Source organism: Algoriphagus sp. TR-M9 (assembly GCF_027594545.1).
In the GTDB taxonomy this organism is placed as follows: domain Bacteria; phylum Bacteroidota; class Bacteroidia; order Cytophagales; family Cyclobacteriaceae; genus Algoriphagus; species Algoriphagus halophytocola.
The window spans coordinates 3649953-3669004 of the sequence record NZ_CP115160.1; the positions used below are offsets into that span (position 1 = coordinate 3649953).

General features: G+C 43.1%; 19 protein-coding genes. 9 read left to right on the plus strand and 10 right to left on the minus strand.

The annotated features are described in order from the left end of the window. Positions 1-13: 13 nt before the first annotated feature. The 7 genes from PBT90_RS15315 to PBT90_RS15345 all read right to left on the minus strand — a co-directional run bounded on the left by PBT90_RS15315 (position 14) and on the right by PBT90_RS15345 (position 5847). Positions 14-901: a hypothetical protein gene (locus PBT90_RS15315; RefSeq protein WP_264807369.1), complete on the minus strand. Its 888-nt coding sequence runs from the start codon at positions 899-901 to the stop codon at positions 14-16. Positions 902-981: 80 nt separating this feature from the next. Further along, positions 982-2088: a molecular chaperone DnaJ gene (gene dnaJ / locus PBT90_RS15320; RefSeq protein WP_264807371.1), complete on the minus strand. Its 1107-nt coding sequence runs from the start codon at positions 2086-2088 to the stop codon at positions 982-984. Positions 2089-2095: 7 nt separating this feature from the next. Beyond that, entirely contained in the window at positions 2096-2656 is a 561-nt protein-coding gene (locus PBT90_RS15325; RefSeq protein WP_264807372.1) for a nucleotide exchange factor GrpE, read from the minus strand. Positions 2657-2733: 77 nt separating this feature from the next. Next, entirely contained in the window at positions 2734-3729 is a 996-nt protein-coding gene (obgE, locus tag PBT90_RS15330) for a GTPase ObgE (protein ID WP_264807373.1), read from the minus strand. A 74-nt stretch (positions 3730-3803) separates the two neighbouring features. Next, positions 3804-4376 carry an adenylate kinase gene (locus PBT90_RS15335; protein WP_264807374.1) on the minus strand — a complete coding sequence of 191 codons (573 nt, stop codon included), beginning with the start codon at positions 4374-4376 and terminating at the stop codon, positions 3804-3806. A 14-nt stretch (positions 4377-4390) separates the two neighbouring features. After that, complete coding sequence (gene hpt / locus PBT90_RS15340) at positions 4391-4942, minus strand: hypoxanthine phosphoribosyltransferase (protein WP_264807376.1); 552 nt, start codon at positions 4940-4942, stop codon at positions 4391-4393. Then, on the minus strand, positions 4939-5847 hold the full coding sequence (locus PBT90_RS15345) for a M20/M25/M40 family metallo-hydrolase (RefSeq protein ID WP_264807377.1): 909 nt from the start codon (positions 5845-5847) through the stop codon (positions 4939-4941). Before PBT90_RS15345 ends, hpt begins: the two co-directional genes overlap by 4 nt. A 170-nt stretch (positions 5848-6017) precedes the next feature. On the opposite strand from PBT90_RS15345, the gene PBT90_RS15350 reads away from it, so the two are divergent. From PBT90_RS15350 to PBT90_RS15370, 5 genes are all read left to right on the plus strand, one after another. Next, positions 6018-7301 carry an OmpA family protein gene (locus PBT90_RS15350; RefSeq protein WP_264807378.1) on the plus strand — a complete coding sequence of 428 codons (1284 nt, stop codon included), beginning with the start codon at positions 6018-6020 and terminating at the stop codon, positions 7299-7301. Positions 7302-7422: 121 nt separating this feature from the next. Further along, positions 7423-8715, plus strand: coding sequence for an OmpA family protein (locus PBT90_RS15355; protein ID WP_264807379.1), 1293 nt, complete (start codon positions 7423-7425; stop codon positions 8713-8715). A 68-nt stretch (positions 8716-8783) separates the two neighbouring features. Continuing rightward, positions 8784-9428, plus strand: coding sequence for a uracil phosphoribosyltransferase (gene upp / locus PBT90_RS15360; RefSeq protein WP_264807381.1), 645 nt, complete (start codon positions 8784-8786; stop codon positions 9426-9428). A 7-nt stretch (positions 9429-9435) separates the two neighbouring features. Beyond that, positions 9436-10374 carry a calcium/sodium antiporter gene (locus PBT90_RS15365; RefSeq protein ID WP_264807382.1) on the plus strand — a complete coding sequence of 313 codons (939 nt, stop codon included), beginning with the start codon at positions 9436-9438 and terminating at the stop codon, positions 10372-10374. Further along, positions 10374-10832: a hypothetical protein gene (locus tag PBT90_RS15370; protein WP_264807384.1), complete on the plus strand. Its 459-nt coding sequence runs from the start codon at positions 10374-10376 to the stop codon at positions 10830-10832. The genes PBT90_RS15365 and PBT90_RS15370 overlap by 1 nt, the downstream gene beginning before the upstream one ends. On the opposite strand, the gene sdaAA is transcribed toward PBT90_RS15370, so the two are convergent. Continuing rightward, positions 10821-11729 (minus strand): L-serine ammonia-lyase, iron-sulfur-dependent, subunit alpha, encoded by a 909-nt coding sequence (gene sdaAA, locus PBT90_RS15375; protein WP_264807385.1) that lies wholly within the window; start codon positions 11727-11729, stop codon positions 10821-10823. The two genes, PBT90_RS15370 and sdaAA, sit on opposite strands and share 12 nt — an antisense overlap. A gap of 39 nt (positions 11730-11768) precedes the next feature. Then, positions 11769-12173 (minus strand): OsmC family protein, encoded by a 405-nt coding sequence (locus tag PBT90_RS15380; RefSeq protein WP_264807386.1) that lies wholly within the window; start codon positions 12171-12173, stop codon positions 11769-11771. A 71-nt stretch (positions 12174-12244) separates the two neighbouring features. Between PBT90_RS15380 and PBT90_RS15385 the strand changes: the two genes are divergently transcribed. From PBT90_RS15385 to PBT90_RS15395, 3 genes are all read left to right on the plus strand, one after another. Then, positions 12245-12979, plus strand: a complete 735-nt coding sequence (locus tag PBT90_RS15385) for a hypothetical protein (protein WP_264807387.1) — start codon at positions 12245-12247, stop codon at positions 12977-12979. Between the two features lie 54 nt (positions 12980-13033). Continuing rightward, the gene (gene lipA, locus PBT90_RS15390) at positions 13034-13912 is read left to right on the plus strand and encodes a lipoyl synthase (protein WP_264807388.1); all 879 of its coding nucleotides are present in this window, start codon (positions 13034-13036) and stop codon (positions 13910-13912) included. 105 nt (positions 13913-14017) lie between these two features. Beyond that, the gene (locus PBT90_RS15395) at positions 14018-14326 is read left to right on the plus strand and encodes a hypothetical protein (protein ID WP_264807389.1); all 309 of its coding nucleotides are present in this window, start codon (positions 14018-14020) and stop codon (positions 14324-14326) included. A gap of 52 nt (positions 14327-14378) precedes the next feature. Here the strand turns inward: PBT90_RS15395 and gcvP are convergent, their stop codons facing one another. Continuing rightward, positions 14379-17267 (minus strand): aminomethyl-transferring glycine dehydrogenase, encoded by a 2889-nt coding sequence (gcvP, locus tag PBT90_RS15400; RefSeq protein ID WP_264807391.1) that lies wholly within the window; start codon positions 17265-17267, stop codon positions 14379-14381. A 278-nt stretch (positions 17268-17545) separates the two neighbouring features. Between gcvP and PBT90_RS15405 the strand changes: the two genes are divergently transcribed. Continuing rightward, on the plus strand, positions 17546-19042 hold the full coding sequence (locus PBT90_RS15405; RefSeq protein ID WP_264807392.1) for a M28 family peptidase: 1497 nt from the start codon (positions 17546-17548) through the stop codon (positions 19040-19042). Positions 19043-19052: the final 10 nt, after the last annotated feature.

A 19052-nucleotide genomic window follows, 5' to 3' on the forward strand; every position in this document is an offset into this window, starting at 1 on the left:
CAAAAAATAGGTATTATTCTACAGTTAAGGAACCCACTCCTACATCAATGGTCAAATCCAGTAGCCTAGGATCTGAAGCCTCATAGCCTTTGGTAACATAAATGCCTTTCTCCAGAGTTCTAAGATAGCTTGGCAAAGAAGTTTTGCACATGGCGGTGGTACGGGTTTTTATTTTTACCGGAAAGTTTTCTGCCGGCAATTTAAGATGAAGTGTCCCTGCTCCCACTGCCGCGATCACCTGAGAGGAGGTAGTCATTCCTTCAGAAAAAATAAGATCTATCGCGCCATAATTCACTTCGAAGATCATTTTTTTGGCATTGCTAAAGTTTGCCTGATCGATGATCACCTTCCCCATATTCAAGGTCACCAGTAAGGTGTCCATCACTACGGTATTTGGCAGGTCGGAATCATAATGAATGGTTACATCGGCACTGGCTGAGCGTACTTTCAGCTGATTGATACTTAGATTGGAAAGGTCAAACTCTGATTTACCCATTCCAAGGTTAAAATCCAGATGGTAAAGGAAATCAGAGCTGAGCGATACATCCCAGCTATGGTCATAATCTTCATCTGCTCCGGCGAAAAGTTTGGAAGTAATGCTTTTACCGAGATTCTCTGACTCCACATTTTTATGCATGAGTGAGGTCCAAAGTACATTTCTGGCAATTTCATCTGAAAAAACCGGGAGAATATTGGTTTTCTCTAAATGTCCATGGATATATACGGGATAAGTGGATCCAGTGCGTTTTAACTGAGTAGTACTCTTGTAAGAAGTAAAATCCAACCTGACCTCCTCAAAGCCATTTTGTTCTTTCGCTTTGAACTCCTTGACTAGTTGCGCCTTACTCACAGCTACCCATCCTATCATTAACAGAAAAAGCAGACACAATTTTCTAAGCATACGGTAAGGTTACGAGGCGACTTTGAAAAGGTTTTTTAAAAATATAAAAAAAGCCAGAATTACTTCTGGCTTTTTCGGTTCTAAAAGAACTCTTTCATTTTGTCGAAAAAGGTTTTTTCACCTTTGATGGGGTCTGGCTTAAAATTGTCCGAATCTCTTAATTTTTCAAGGGCTTCTTTTTCGTCCTTGGTGAGGTGGGTCGGCGTCCACACATTTACCATGATGAGCTGGTCGCCTTTGCTGTAGCCATTGATGTCCTTGATCCCCTTACCTTTCAATCGTAGCATTTTGCCACTTTGGGTTCCTGGATCTATTTTAATTTTGACTTTGCCATCTATAGTCGGCACCTCTATGGATGATCCCAACGCGGCATCTACAAATGACACGTATAAGTCAAATATCACATTGTTTCCATCCCGCTGCAGTACTTTGTCTTCAATTTCTTCGATAACTATAAGCAGATCGCCTGCTATTCCACCTGGAATTTCATTACCCTTACCAGACATACTGAGTTGCATTCCTTCAGCTACTCCACCGGGAATATTGATGGAAATCACCTCTTCCTTCACTACTAGTCCTCTGGCATCCGCATCAGCAGGTTTTTTATCAACGATCTGACCGCTACCTCCACAGACTCCACAGGTACTTGCAGAGACCATTTGGCCAAGCATGGTATTGACCACTTTTTTCACCTGCCCTGTACCTTGGCAAGCAGCGCAAGATTTGAATGTCACTCCATCTGCTATAAGATGGCGCTTCACTTTAATTTTCTTCTCCACGCCATTGGCCACTTCCGCTAAGGTAAGCTTCAGTTTTACGCGAAGGTTGGTGCCTTTTTTGGTGCGTCGTCCACCTCCACCACCTCCGCCGAAGAAGGAACCGAATCCACCGCCTCCGCCGAAGATATCGCCGAATTGGGAGAATATGTCATCCATATTCATACCGCCTCCATTGAAGCCACCACCTACTCCTTGGTGACCAAACTGGTCATAGCGTTGCTTTTTCTCAGGGTTGCTGAGTACCTCATAGGCTTCTGCAGCTTCCTTGAATTTCTCTTCCGCTTCAGCATTATCTGGATTCTTATCCGGATGATACTTGATTGCTAATTTTCTGTAGGCCTTTTTGATCTCGTCCGCAGAAGCGGATTTTGACACTCCCAGTACCTCGTAATAGTCTCTTTTTGCCATAATAAATTTATGCTCCTGTCACCACTTTGGCATATCGTACTACTTTGTCTCCTAGTACGTAGCCTTTTTCCACTACATCTATAACTTTCCCTTTCAGATCCTCTGAAGGGGCAGGAATCTGAGTGATCGCCTCTTGGGTATCCGCATCGAATGGTTTGCCTATCAGCTCTTCCATGGGCTGCAGGCCTTTAGCATTCAGTATTTTCAGGAATTTGTCAAAAATCAACAGGTTTCCCTCTCTCACTTTTGATGCATCATCCTCAGTTTCGCTGGCTTTAAATGCTCTTTCAAAATCGTCCACCACCGGAATAAGGTCTTTCAGTACAGCTTCAGAGGCTGTAGTGATCAAGTCTAACCTTTCCTTGGCGGTTCTTTTTCTATAATTTTCAAAGTCTGAATACAAGCGAAGGTATTTCTCCTTCAATTCAGCCACTTCGTCGTTCTGCTTATTTTCTTCGGATATCGCGTCGTTTTCTACTTGCTCTTCAGCCGTATTTTCAGGCATTTCATCCATTAAATTCTCTTCTTTTTGATCCATTTCTTGATCTAAATTGTCTTGATTACTCATAATTGTAATAGGAATTTCTAGGCATTTAGGGTTAATCAATATTGTTGCCAGTGATTCATTCCTGACAAACTGACACCTTACCCTTCATGAATGGCCTGCCAGATCAAATCTTTCAGCCTGTCAAGATTGTACTGTGAGACTGAAGATATGAATACATGTGGCACACCTGTAGGGACTTCTTTCTCCATTTCTTTCATAAGTTCCTCATCCAGCATGTCCGTTTTGGAGATTGCCAGTATCCTTCGCTTGTCCAGCAGCTCTGGATTATATTTCTCCAATTCCCCTAGGAGAATTTGGTATTGCTCTTCAATATTGCTTGCATCGGCAGGCACCATAAACACCAGAATGGAATTACGCTCAATGTGTCTGAGAAAACGTATTCCTAGCCCTTTCCCTTCTGCGGCACCTTCTATGATCCCCGGTATATCTGCCATCACAAATGACTGGTCACCTCTATAACTTACCACGCCCAGATTCGGCACCAAAGTGGTAAATGGGTAATCGCCGATTTCCGGCCTGGCAGCTGAGATGGATGAAAGCAGGGTGGATTTCCCAGCATTTGGAAAGCCTACCAGCCCTACATCTGCCAAAAGCTTTAATTCAAGGATAATCCATTCTTCGATTCCCTCTTCCCCAGGCTGTGCATAGTGCGGCGCTTGATTGGTTGATGTCTTGAAATGATCATTTCCCAATCCTCCTCTACCTCCGCGGGTCAATATGACTTCTTGCCCTTCTTCTGTGATTTCAAACCGCTTTTCGCCGGTCTCGGCATCTTTTGCCACAGTGCCAAGTGGCACCTCAAGGATGATATCGCTGCCGTCTGCACCAGTTCTTCTTCCTCCTTCACCTCTTTTGCCATTCTCAGCGATGACATGCTTCTTATATTTAAGGTGTAGCAATGTCCAAACATTGGTACTTCCCCGTAGGATTATGTGCCCCCCTCTACCCCCATCACCGCCGTCAGGACCTCCTTTGGGCACATGCTTTTCTCTACGGAAGTGCAGAGATCCAGGACCGCCAGCTCCTGAGCGGGAGCAAAACTTCACATAATCAATAAAATTAGTATCTGCCATCTCTTTGAAAGAAAAATGGCTAAGCAGAAAAGCTTAGCCAAGATTGAATTGCAAAACTAGGAAAATTAAGGCAATCAGTAGCTATCTATCACCGAAGTGATCTCACCAAAGATCTCCTCAATCTCTCCGACTCCGTTGATTTTCTTAAGTTTCCCCTGGGCGGCATAGTAATCAGCCACAGGAAGGGTTTCCTCTAGATATACTTGAATTCTAGTGGTGATTTTCTCGTCATCCTGATCATCTGCACGATTGGAGGTCTTCCCTCTTTCTTTGATTCTAGCTCTCAAGATATCCTCTGACACATCCAAGGCTATCATCCCATTGATGGATAGGCCGTGCTTTTCAAGCATTTTATCCAAAGCCTCTGCCTGAGCAGTGGTCCGAGGAAAGCCGTCAAAAATAAATCCTTTGGCATCTTTGGTCTCGTTGATTTTGTCTTCTACCATACCGATCACTACTTCATCAGGAACCAGCCGGCCTTCATTCATATATTTTTTAGCAAGCTGTCCCAGCTCTGTGCCTTCCCCAAGATGCTTTCTGAAGAGATCCCCTGTAGAAAGGTGAGTCAAACCATACTTTTGAATAAGTTTTTCACTTTGGGTGCCTTTGCCTGCACCCGGAGGACCAAATAACACAATATTATACATTCGAAATCTATTAGTTAATGAATAGGAGAAAGCTGGTAAATATCGGGAAGATTTCTACCGAAGCCATCATAATCAAGGCCATAGCCTAGGACAAATTTATTGGGAATTTCAAAACCCACATAATCTAAGGCGTAATTATACTGAAATGCATCTGGCTTGTGGAGCAAAGTGGCGATGGCTACACGTGCCGGATTGTGGCCGGAAATGGTATCCAACAGGTATTTCATGCTGTGCCCCGTATCAACAATATCTTCTATAATCAGCACATTTTTCCCATTGAGGTTTTCGGTCAGACCTAGAATTGATTTCACATTCCCCGTAGATTCGGTGCCGGCATAGCTGCTGATTCTAATAAAGCTAGTAACCAAAGGCAAATCAATTTCCCTGCACAAATCTGCCATATATATAAAGGAGCCATTCAACACGCCCAGCACCAGCAGTTCTTCTCCTGCAAAATCGCGTGAGATTTTTTCCCCAAGCTGCACATTCCTTTCCTTGATCTGATCTTGCCCGAGAAAAACATCAAACTGCTTCTCCTTTATTGTTACCGTTTTTTTTGGAATCATAATTTATCCATTAAGTATGCGTACAATTTTACCATGGCATCTAAATCTGCCAAAGACACCTTTTCATTGGGGCTATGGACATTTTCTTCAGCAGCACCTATGAAGCACCAGTCAATGGCATAGGGAGAAAATTGCACTTCCCGCCCATCACTACCTCCACTAGCTTCTACCTCAAGTTGATAAGGAATCTGGCTTTCTTCTGCCAAGGCAATGATTTTATCGACAAACTTTTTCCTCGGAATAAATTTATCACGAATTGATATCACCACGCCTTCGTGAAAAGAAACCCCTTCAGTCACCCAAGTAATATCTGAGATCAGTGCTTGTTTTATCGGAGCCTTATCTTGGATGAATTTGAGCAAAAAAGGCATACTACCCCCTCCATGTTCTTCATAGGTAGAAAAAACCACCCAGCCATCACGGATGGTTTCGCAGATTTCAATGGCAGAATAAACTCCAAGTCTATTATCCAGATAAGCTGCCTGAATAAACTCTTCATCTACCCTCACATCTTGTTTAAAGGAAAGTCTGGTTCCAGGTTCTATTTTCCTAGGAAAATCATGGTAGCTATTTTCCTCATCTCCTTTAAGCCTACACGCTATTTTGCCCAGAGAATCCTCCCCTACCAGCTCTACATCCTCGGTAAGCTCTGGCCCTCCTATACTGACCAACTGGTTTTGATACCTCGCCATAAACCCAATGGTATCCATGTGAGCAAACACTGCTGTCCTAGGATTCCCGAACTTTAAAAGAATGCAATCGTGAAAATCCTCACCATGGTAAATTTCTGGAACAACATTCCAATCATTCTTTCGTTGGTGTATATATTGTAAAATAAATTCCGATAATGTAGATTCGTCACCAGAAACACTGGGGATATTAAGGATTTCGAACAAAAATTTCATTTTGGCATAAATTATGTTAATATTTTCAGGTAAAATTTGAAAAAAGTCAGAAATTATTTTTTTCCCGAATTGGGTTTTAAATATTTCAGCTAGATTTGTAGTAAATTAAAAGTTTATAAATTTGTATTCACATCAATCAACACTTAAAATTTGAACAAAAATTTTTTGTTATGAAAAAACTAATACTATCAACAATTATGGCAGGCGCTCTGGCAATCGGAGCAAATGCCCAGGACTATGACAAATTTTCCCTAGAAGTAGGCGGAGGTTTTAACAAACCAATGGCTCCTTTAACACCGGGATACCTGTCTCCAACCTTAAATCTTGGCCACGTAGAATTTGGCGCGAGATACATGTTCAACGAGAAGTTCGGATTAAAACTCGATTATGGATTCGGTAGCTTCAAAGAAGCTGGAGCAGATGATGCTGCTACTGGCACCTTTGACACCAAATACTACAGATTGGATCTTCAGATGGTTTCTAACCTAGGAAGAATCATGCATTTCGAATCATTCTCTAGATCTCTAGGTCTATTGGGTCACTTCGGTGCAGGTATAGGAAATGTAAATCCTGAAGAAAATCTTTATAATGACTTCACTGACGATGTGTATAACTTTATCGTAGGTGTTACTCCTCAATTGAAGATTGGTAAAAGTGTGGCCATTTTTGGTGACATCAGTGCGATCATCAACGGACGTCAGACGGTAGCGTTCGACGGAGCATCAGTTATCAGACCAGAAGACCAAGGTTTCTATGGCGCTAATGGTACTTGGTGGACGGGTACTGTTGGACTTCAGTTTTACCTAGGTAAAAATGAAGAGCATGCAGATTGGTATGTAGCTGCTGACAAATATGCTACGAAAGAAGAGCTTGCTACTCAAATCAACGGCATCAAAGACATGCTGAAAGATTCTGACGGTGATGGTGTACCTGATTACCTGGACAAAGAGCCTAATACTCCTGCTGGAGCTAGAGTAGATTCTGCAGGTATGACTATGGATTCTGACGGTGACGGCACCCCTGATCACATGGACAAGTGTCCTTTCATGCCAGGTCCAGCTTCTACTGACGGATGTCCTGTGGAAGAAGTAAAAGAGCAACTTGATTTCTTCAAGAAAGCAATCAACGATGGCTATGTAAATGTTTACTATGCGTTCGATAGCGCTAAGCCGCTTGGATATTCTGCTAGCGCTGCAAACTATGTTTCTAACTTCTTGAAAAAGAATCCTGGCGTAAGCGTAGAGGTTAAAGGTTATGCTGACGAACTAGGTCCAGAAGATTATAACATGAAACTTTCTGAAAGAAGAGCTAAAGCAGTTTATGACTTGCTAGTAGCTTCAGGTGTGGATGCATCTAGACTTTCTTACAAAGGTTACGGCGAAGACACTAGCGTAGACAAGTCTTCTGCTGATGCGAGACAAATGGCTAGAAGAGCGAGCTTCGAAGTGAAATAATCATCACTCATAATAGATTTGAAAAGCCCGGAAATCCGGGCTTTTTTTTTGTTTCTACCGCATAGTGATTGTGCATGGATTTTGCATACTTTTGCCGCATTACCCTATATCCATATCCACAATGAAAAAGTATTTGCTTTGCCTAGCTATAGCTGGGCTTACTCAAATCGGTTATGCTCAAACTGACTATAATCGATGGTCTCTGGAAACAAACGCTGGCTTTAACAAGCCCATGGCTCCACTCACCCCAGGTTATTTATCCCCTACTTTAAATATTGGTCACCTTGATTTCGGTGTGAGGTATATGTTCAATGAACACTTCGGCATAAAAGCAGACGGGGGATTTGGATCCTTTTCTGAGGCGAAGGATGAAAGCCCAGAATTTACCACAAATTATTTTCGTGCAAACCTACAGGGAGTAGCAAACCTGGGTAGAATCATGAACTTCCAATCATTCACCAGAACCATTGGGTTTTTAGGACATGCGGGAGTAGGGGGAGGAAGACTCAGTTTCGAACAAACCATCCTCAACACCCAGCCAGATTACATGTATAACTTTATAGTTGGTTTTACCGGTCAAGCGAAACTCGGAAAAAGAGTAGCCTTGACTGGCGATATCTCAATGATTCATAATGGACGTCAAACCTATACCTTTGATGGAAATCAATATAATGCTGAGGTACAACCAATAGACCCTATGTCAAACCCATACGTGCATGCTCCAGGCACCTGGTGGACAGGGACTTTAGGTTTGAATTTCTACTTGGGTAAGCACGAAGCGCATGCAGACTGGTATGTAGCTGCTGACAAATATGCTACGAAAGAAGAGCTAGCTACTCAAATCAACGGCATCAAAGACATGCTGAAAGATTCTGACGGTGATGGTGTACCTGATTACCTGGACAAAGAGCCTAATACTCCTGCTGGAGCTAGAGTAGACTCTGCAGGTATGACTATGGATTCTGACGGTGACGGCACCCCTGATCACATGGACAAATGTCCTTTCATGCCAGGTCCAGCTTCTACTGACGGATGTCATGTGGAAGAAGTAAAAGAGCAACTTGATTTCTTCAAGAAAGCAATCAAAGATGGCTATGTAAATGTTTACTATGCGTTCGATAGCGCTAAGCCGCTTGGATATTCTGCTAGCGCTGCAAACTATGTTTCTAACTTCTTGAAAAAGAATCCTGGCGTAAGCGTAGAGGTTAAAGGTTATGCTGACGAACTAGGTCCAGAAGATTATAACATGAAACTTTCTGAAAGAAGAGCTAAAGCAGTCTATGACTTGCTAGTAGCCTCAGGTGTGGATGCCTCTAGACTTTCTTACAAAGGTTACGGCGAAGACACTAGCGTAGACAAGTCTTCTGCTGATGCGAGACAAATGGCTAGAAGAGCGAGCTTCGAGATAAAGTAACTAAGAGAAGTCGGTTTAAGAAAAAACTCGGTTCATAGAGAGCCGAGTTTTTATTTTATCTTCGCATCATGTTTGTACTGTCTGACACCCCATCACTTGCACATCAGTTCTTACTTGAGTTAAGAGATATTCATATCCAAAAGGATAGCATGCGGTTTCGAAGAAATTTGGAGCGCTTGGGGGAAATTTTGGCTTATGAAATATCTAAATCCCTAAATTTCAACTCCTTACCCATCGAAACACCCATACAAGCATCCACGGTACTTCAGCCAAGTGAACAACCGGTGATAATCTCGGTTATGCGGGCTGCTCTTCCATTTTACCATGGATTCTTAAACTACTTCGATAGAGCTGACAGTGGATTTATAGGCGCATTCCGAGATGAAAGTAAGGAAGGTGAAATAGCGATAGAACTAGGTTACCACGCCAGCCCTAGCATTGAGGAAAGAACCGTCATACTGGCCGATCCTATGCTGGCTACCGGTAAATCAATCGTAGAAACGGTCAACACCCTATTGGCACATGGAAAACCGAAACACCTTCATATCGCGTCAGTAATTGCTGCTCCAGAAGGTATTCAGTACCTCAAAGAAAACCTAAACTGCTCTTTTTCACTATGGCTGGGAGCTATAGATGAAAAGCTTAATCATCAATCCTACATAGTACCTGGCCTGGGTGACGCCGGAGACTTAGCCTTCGGACCTAAACTTTAACCACTATATGCTTCCTTACCTTCTGTTAATACTCGGATTTGTCATACTTCTTTATGGAGGTAAAATTCTGGTCGATGGAGCTTCTGCTATGGCTGTTAAGCTAGGTATGAGTGCTGGGCTGATTGGAATGACAGTGGTGGCTTTTGGCACCTCAGCACCTGAACTGCTAGTCAGTGTAAATGCAGCCCTAAAAGGAAACAGTGATATTTCCATTGGCAATGTCATCGGCTCGAATATCGCAAACATCGCCCTCGTACTAGGTATAAGCGGGATATTCTATCCTATTTTGATCAAAAAGATACATATACGTTTTGATTACGTAGTTACGCTTCTAGTATCTATCCTTTTCTATGGCTTAAGTTTCAATGGGATAATTTCGTTCTGGGAAGGAATTCTACTATTCTCCATATTCATAGGCTTCAATTACTATCTTTTCAAAAGCCCTAATGCAGAACTTACCGACAATACTGAAGTAGAAGAAGAAATCGAACAGGTAAAAAACTATTCCTGGTTTGCAGCCATTGGATTATTTATTGGTGGTGTAGTTGGTTTATATGCCGGGTCTGAGCTTTTGGTGAACAATGCAGTGAAAATTTCCCGAGAGTTTGGAGTATCTGAGCGGATCATAGGAGTAACCGTTATTGCGATTGGCACTAGTCTTCCCGAACTGATTACTTCCATCATGGCAGCGCTGGCCAAAAGAACTGATTTAGCACTAGGTAATATACTAGGTAGCAACATCATGAATATCCTTTCCATCATTGGAATTACTGCTATCATTAAGCCCATTGGGGTTTCTCAAGCATTCATTGATTCTGATTTTCTCTGGATGCTAGGAATTACGGTTCTACTATTCCTGCTCATGCGAACCAAAATGCGTGTTTCCAAAGTAGAAGGCTCCATACTTTTACTTAGCTACTTTGCATATATGTATTTCTTGCTTTGATGGATGCACTACTCACTATGCTTGGAATTTACTTCCTGTGCTGGTTCAAATTCATCGCTGGACCTGTATTAGGATCTGCTGCTGGATATACAGTAGTCGAGAGCGCATTGGTCACCATTGCCGGTACGATGAGTAGTGTCATGATTTTTACCTTAATCGGAACCCAAATAAGAGCTTTTATTCAGAGAAACTTCAGACCAAAGTCCAAACCCATTTTCACCAAAAAGAACCGCAACATAGTCCATCTCTGGAAAAAATATGGAGAAATGGGGATTGCATTGTTCACTCCCCTGTTTTTAACGCCTATAGGTGGTACTTTGATTATGGTTTCCTTTGGAGTAAAAAAAAGAAGAATCTATACGCATATGCTTTGGAGTTCATGCCTTTGGGCCTTCATTCTCAGCTCAAGCATAGATCAGCTAATGCACATTTCTTTCATTAAAGGATTATTCATCTAATTCCTCATCTGGAAGGATCTCTATATCTTTGATCAAAACTTTTTCGGCTATTCCCTGGCCAGTCAAGGTAGCCGCCAGACCTCCCATCGCTGTCTCTTTATACCGGCTCTCCATAGAACTGCCTATCTCACCCATTGCTTCCACGCATTCATCCACGGGAATTACTGCGTTTACATTAGCCAGGGCAATCTGCGAGGAACTAAAGGCAATAGCTGCGGCACTGGCATTTCTCACCACGCAGGGTACCTCTACCAGCCCTGCCACTGGGTCACAGACCAAACCAAGCATGCATTGAATGGTAACAGCGACGGCATTGAAAACCTGATCTGTATCACCACCAAGGCAATGCACTATCGCTCCCGCCGCCATGGCTGCAGCTGAGCCAGTTTCGGCTTGACAGCCCCCCACTGCACCGGCCAAGCTTGCTTTTTCTTCTATAATCAAAGCAATTCCCGCCCCAACTAAGAGTCCCTCCACAATCTGCTCATCATTGAGTCCATGAATATCCTGAAGTGTCACCAGAACCCCAGGCAAAATTCCGCTGGCCCCTGCTGTAGGCGCTGCCACCACTCTTCCCATACAGCTGTTGACTTCCTTGGCGGCGAGTGCTCTGGAAATCAATTGCTGAAATTCCGGTGACAATACTGCCAAAGGATGATTGTAAACCTTCTTTGCACCGTTATTTATCATGCCTGATCGGGAAGTCATATCTTCTTCCAGACCTGTCTTCACCGCATCTTTCATCACAACAAAAGCCTGTAGAATCCCAGTCTTTATTTGATCAGCATCTCCGCTTTTCTGATCAATTTCGTATTCAATCACGGATTCGGGCAAGGTGATTTTATGCTCTTCGCAATATGACTTCCATCCCGTAAAGGATTCAAAAAGGTAACTCATTGTATTTGGGGTTATATTCTAAAATTCGGTCAGCTTTCCTTAGAAATTGAAATTCAAAGTTTGCTTGACAGAAGAGTCAAGACTCAGTGCCACTGGGCAAGTCTTTGCTGCATTTTTTAGTTTCTGAAGTGCAGCAGCATCTTCAACCGGGTTTTCCCAATGGAAATCCACCACAATTTCGGCAATTTTACGCGGATTAGACTGCATTACTTTCGTCACCTCCCAGCTCAACCCTTCCAGAGACATGCCATCCCGATCTGCCACAATCCCCATTATAGTCACCATACAACTTCCTAAAGCACTCGCCACGAGATCGGTGGGCGAAAATGCCTCGCCTTTGCCATTGTTATCGACAGGGGCATCAGAGATAATTTTGACACCGGATTGAAGGTGCTCGGATTCGGTTCTTAAATTCCCTAAATATGAACTTTTTATAGTGGGCATAAACTCTTATTTTTAAAATCAGTTAAAACTATTAACACCCAAAAATAGGGCTATATTTTCGACCAATTCGAATGAAAAAGCTGAAATTCATTTTATCCTCAATATTCCTTCTGCTCGGTATTTCTCAAGTAAGTCTGGCACAGCGTGAAGACGCAGGCAATTATGACTACGACAAAGAATACATGTTTGGGATCAATAAAAACACCAACGGCGGACTAATCGGCGGTTTTGTATTCAAAGCTGGAACACGCCTTGACGATACACAATTCAGTTTTTGGGCAGTAGAATTTTCCAATGTCAAAAACCCAAAGGAAGTCCGCTATAACACGGTACTTGGCAACAGTTATATTTTTGGTAAATCAAATTACCTCTATTCGATCAGGCCTCAATACGGGCGCGAGATAATCCTGTTCAAGAAAGCGCCTAACCAAGGGGTTCAGGTTTCTGCCTTAGCTGCAATTGGCCCATCCTTTGGCTTGATCGCTCCTTACTATATAGAGTACGCGCTAAACCGTGTAGAAACCGTAAGGGAACAATATGATCCGGAAGTGCACCAAAGCCGATTTAATATTTTGGGAACTGGACGGCTTTTTGAAGGATTAGGAGAATCAGAATTTGCTTTTGGAGGCAATCTAAAAGCAGCCATATCTTTTGAATTTGGAGTTTTTCGCTCAAATGCCACCGGTTTGGAACTTGGATACATGCTCGAAGGTTTTACCAAAGAAATCCCACTGATCCCTACCACCGAAAACAGGCAGCTATTCCAATCGGCATACTTCACCTTTTTCTATGGGTTCAGACAGTAATCCAGCTTTGGTTTTGAACCGGGCTGACTTACCTTTGCATCAAATCAGAAATCAATGATCGAATTACCTGTAATTTCCGAAGAAGCAACCCGAAGAAAAAAGCCTGACTGGCTAAGGGTAAAACTTCCGGTAGGAAAAGAATATGCTAAAGTCCGCAAACTGGTAGATGAACATAAACTTCACACCATATGTGAAAGCGGAAACTGTCCAAACATGGGTGAGTGCTGGGGAGCCGGTACGGCCACCTTCATGATTTTGGGAAATGTTTGCACGCGTTCTTGCTCATTTTGTGCTGTGGCGACTGGACGTCCACCTGAATACGATCTGGACGAACCAAGGAGAGTGGCAGAAGCCATCAAGCTGATGGGTGTAAAACATGCCGTACTCACCTCTGTCAACCGTGATGAGTTGAAAGATAAAGGAGCTGAAATCTGGTACCAGACGGTAATCCAAACAAAAGAACTTTCACCTGAAACCACCATAGAAACATTAATTCCGGACGTGAAATCCAATTGGGATGCACTCTATCGAATGATTTCAGGGGGTCAAGAAGTGGTTTCCCATAACATGGAGACCGTGGAAAGCCTTTATAGAAGAGTCCGCCCTCAAGCCAAATATGCCCGCTCGCTGGAGCAGACGAAACTAACCAAAGAATTTGGCAAAAGAACCAAGACAGGCATTATGCTAGGTTTGGGTGAGAAAAAAGAAGAAGTGTTTAAAGCCATGGATGATTTAGTAGCCCACGGATGTGATATTCTTACCCTTGGCCAATATCTGCAGCCCACCAAAAGACATATAGAGGTAGCTGAATTTATCCACCCAGATCTTTTTGCAGAATATAGAGAAGAGGGATTGGCTAGAGGATTGAAATATGTAGAATCAGGACCGTTGGTGAGATCATCTTATCATGCTGAAAGGCACGTGAACGTGTAAATAGCCTACAGCTTAATATTTTAAAGCACACTTTTCGGTGTGCTTTTTTTATGTCTAGTTTTTTAATACTTTGTGCATACAACCTTCACTTAAACTTTTGACTAAATGGTAAAAATTGAGAAAATCGGAGTGACGTCCATGGCTAGAATATATGGTCTCACCATGGCAATTATGGGTTTTGTAATCGGTCTCTTCTACGCCCTATTTCTTTCAGCTTTTTCTGGATTGCTTGGTAGTGAATATAGCGGAATGGGTGGATTAGGAATTTGGATGGTCATTGTTTTCCCTATATTCTACGGAGTCTTAGGCTTTATTTTTGGAGCACTAGGTGCTGTAGTTTATAATTTTATCGCATCTAAAACCGGCGGTTTGGAGATCCAATTATCCAAGGAGCCACAATCCCCGATCGAATAAACTAAAAAAGGGCTACCTTTCGATAGCCCTTTTTTTATTCTAATTTATTGGATCAAGCTTCTTCGCTTGCATATTCTTCTACAGGAATACAGCTACACATTAAATTTCTGTCCCCAAATGCAGAATCGATTCTACGTACGCTAGGCCAGAATTTATTCTCTTTGACATAGCTTAACGGATAAACCGCCTTTTCTCTGGAGTAAGGTAAATCCCAGTTGTCCGAAAGTGCCATAGAAGCCGTATGAGGCGCATTTTTCAACACATTGTTCTCCTGATCAGCCTCACCGTCTTGGATCTCTTGAATTTCCGCTCTGATAGAAAGCAATGCATCACAGAATCTATCTAATTCAACCTTAGTCTCAGACTCGGTCGGCTCAATCATCAATGTACCAGCCACAGGGAAAGACACCGTAGGGGCATGATATCCATAATCCATCAATCGCTTGGCAATATCTTCTACTTCTATGCCTACTTCCTTAAACCCTCTGCAATCCACGATCATCTCATGAGCCGCTCTTCCTTGAGTACCGGTGTAAAGAATAGGGAAGTGTTCAGCCAACCTTTCTTTGATGTAATTCGCATTTAGAATCGCCATTTTAGTGGCATTTTCTAAACCATCTCCGCCCATCATAGCGATATAAGCATACGAGATCGGTAAAATACTCGCACTTCCATAAGGCGCAGCTGAAATCGAAGATACAGCATGCTCTCCTCCTGCTTTGACCACTGGGTTTCCAGGAAGGAATGGTGCCAAATGACTAGCAACACAAATAGGCCCCATACCAGGTCCTCCGCCTCCATGAGGAATACAGAAGGTTTTATGCAGATTCAAGTGACAGACATCCGCACCTATTCTACCCGGACTAGTCAGCCCTACCTGTGCATTCATATTTGCACCATCCATATATACTTGCCCTCCATTTTCATGGATCACCTGGCAGATTTCCTGTATAGCAACTTCAAAAACACCGTGGGTAGACGGGTAAGTCACTAACAGAGCCGCCAATTCATTGGAATGAGCCGTAGCCTTTTCACGCAAATCATCCAAATCTATATTTCCCTTTTCGTCACACTTCACCAATACTACCTTCATTCCAGCCATTACTGCAGATGCTGGATTGGTACCATGTGCAGAAGTCGGGATCAAAGCCACATTTCTATGGTGGTCCCCTCTACTCTGATGATAAGCTCTGATCACCATCAATCCTGCAAACTCACCCTGTGCACCGGAGTTTGGCTGAAGGGAAGTATCTGCAAAACCGGTGATTTCATTCAGCCAATGTCTCAAATGCGCAAATAGCTCCTGATAACCAGCGGTCTGATCAGTAGGTGCAAACGGGTGCATCTGCCCAAACTCTGGCCAGGTCACAGGGATCATTTCGGCTGTAGCATTCAGCTTCATGGTACAGGATCCCAAAGAAATCATGGAGTGAACCAGAGACAAATCTTTATTCTCCAGGCGCTTGATGTAGCGAAGCATTTCGTGCTCACTCTGGAAATTATTGAAAACCGGATGAGCTAGGTATTCAGACTTTCTTACCAAAGCTTCTGGCAATTCAAACTCTACTGCATCTGCCAAAGCTGATAGATCTGGAGCTTCTACTCCCTTGGCTTTCGCAAAAACCTCCACCACAGCCTTCACATCTGCTAAGGTTTTGGCTTCGTCAAAGGATAAGAAAACTTGATCATAATCGTATCGGAAATTCATTTCCGAAGACAGTGCCAAGGACTGAATAGCATTTAGCTTTTTGGCTTCAATTCCTACTTTAATGGTATCAAAGTAATTTTCTGAAAGCACTTGATATCCCAAGCTCTCCAGCGCTTTGGCTGTGAGTTTGGCTAGACCGTGAGTCCGTAGCGCAATATTTTTCAGACCTTTTGGGCCGTGATAAACGGCGTAAAAGCTAGCCATCACCGCCAATAGAACCTGAGCTGTGCAAATATTTGAGGTAGCTTTTTCTCTTTTGATATGCTGTTCGCGAGTCTGCAAAGCCATTCGGTAAGCTTTATTGCCTTCACGATCTTGCGACACTCCTATAATTCGTCCTGGAATTTGTCTTTTATAAGCTTCCTTAGTCGCAAAGAAGCCTGCATGCGGGCCACCGTACCCCATAGGCACGCCAAATCGCTGAGAAGACCCCACCACTACATCTGCTCCTATATCGCCTGGAGCTGTCAATAGTGTCAATGCCAACAAATCAGCCGCAAAAGCAGTACTTACGTTGTTTTCCTTTGCTGCAGCTACGATCGCTGAGTAATCTCTAGCTTCACCGTCTGCATCAGGATATTGAAACAAAACCCCGTAAAGGTCTTCGTCCGTCAGGTCCAGCTCATCTATAGACCCGAACACCAAATCTACACCCACAGGCTCTGCCCTGGTTTCCAAAACCGCTTTGGTCTGAGGAAAAACCTTCTCGTCTACAAAAAACTTAGTCGCCTTCTTCTTCTCCCTAGGCTTCACTGCAAAAAGCATATTCATCGCTTCAGCTGCAGCTGTTCCCTCATCCAGTAGAGAGGCATTCGCCAGCTCCATCCCGGTCAATTCCATCACCACAGTCTGGAAGTTGATCAGCGCTTCCAGCCTACCTTGAGCTATCTCTGCCTGATACGGGGTATAAGCGGTGTACCATCCTGGATTTTCGAGCACATTTCTCAAAATCACACTAGGCACTAACGTATCGTAATACCCCAAACCAATAAAAGATTTAAAAACCTTGTTTTTGGAGGCAAGCCTTTTAAAGTCCTTCAAAAATTCAGATTCCAATTTCGCTGCCGGAAGATCCAGTGGCCTATCGAGCTGAATTGCTTGGGGTACAGTTTGGTTGATTAATTCCTCTAAAGTTGAAGCTCCGATTTTCTCCAGCATCTCAGCGATTGCTGTATCGGTCGGGCCATTGTGTCTGTGCTCAAACTTGAGCGCATTGGAAAGATTGATCTTCATATAAGAACGTTTGGACAATGAACTATTTGGGTTTGAAATTGGCTCAATTTTCAAGCTGCAAAGGTACAATTTATTGAAAGATAATACTTTCAAGACTTCCATTATTTCCTTTGAGATAGGTCAAAATTTATAAACGGTTATTTATTCAGAAAAAAATTTATCTAGTTTAGCATCGTAAAAAATTATCACCTTCGACAAGAAGCTCCTTTGAAATGCCTTTTTACAACTAAAACAAATGAGTCTCAGGTCGAATTCAATAAAAACCTAACTATAAACTGATGAATAAAAGTCTATTACTATCAGGTGCTTTGGCCTTTGGCCTCTCTGCATCTGTCCTGGCTCAAGCACCGGCTCAGGTGAAATATGCCAACACCATTTCTGCCGGAGATCTGGAAGAGCACTTGACCTACCTCGCTTCGGATGAGATGAAAGGTAGAGATACGGGCTCTGAAGAGCAAAAAATCGCAGCCAACTACATCGTAGAATTCTACAAAAACTTAGGGCTTGCCGGTCCAGTGGATGGCGGCTACCTTCAAAGCGTAGAGCTGGTAAGCTCCTCTTTCAGCGAAGTAGAGCTTAAAGTAGGAAAAAACAAGTTGGTCAACAATGAAGATTTCGTGTTTGTCGGAGATGGCGACATGAAGAAAACATCCAAAACTGACCTGGTATTCCTTGGGCTGGTATCTGATGAAAACCTGGCCAAGGTGGATGTGAAAGATAAGTTAGTAGGAATCTGGGCTGTGGGCGTAAGGTCAAACAACCTACTGACCCAAGTGATGGACGCGGGAGCTGCAGGGGTGGTTTTGGTAAGTATGGAAGGTCAAGCAAATTTTGACCGGATTGCGAACCGTTATAAAACCCTGGCAGGTAAAGGCCGCATCGGATTCCCTAAGGAAGTAGAGCAAAAGCCGGTATTTATGGTCAGCTCCGACAAAATGGCCGAGCTTTTCGAAACTCCAGTAGAGGACCTAAAAGAAGCTGCCAAGTCTAGCCCAGAGACCATCAAATCTCAAAAGGCTTCTTATAAAATCGAAAAAGAAATAGAAGAAGTGGATTCATCAAACATCCTGGCTTTCCTAGAAGGCACGGATAAAAAAGAAGAGATAATCGTCATTTCCTCCCACTACGACCATGTAGGTGTGAGCAGCACCGGAGAAATTTTCAACGGTGCAGATGATGATGGCTCAGGAACTGTATCTGTCATGGAAATCGCTGAGGCATTTGCCACTGCGGCTAAGGAGGGAAACAGACCTAGAAGATCCATCCTATTCCTAAATGTAACCGGAGAGGAAAAAGGATTACTAGGCTCAGCTTACTATGCTGACCATCCTATATTTCCACTGGAAAACACCATCCTGAACCTGAATATAGACATGGTAGGCCGTATTGATTATGAATACCAGGATTCTTCCAATACGGATTTTGTATATGTGATCGGTTCAGAGATGCTTTCTACAGATCTGAAAAAAATCCTGGAATACAATAATATCACCTATTCTGACCTGATCCTGGATTACAGATATGACGCAGAAGACGATCCAAACAGATTCTACTACAGATCAGATCATTATAACTTTGCAAAGAACAATATTCCGATTGCCTTCTTCTTCAACGGAGTACACGATGACTACCACCAAGTAACTGACACTGTGGATAAAATCGAATTTCCACTGATGGAAAAAAGAGTAAAACTGATTTTCCATACTGCCTGGGATGTGGCAAATCGAGAAAATCGAATCAGAGTGGACGGGACCAATACCCGGACTGAGCGATAGAATAAACAGG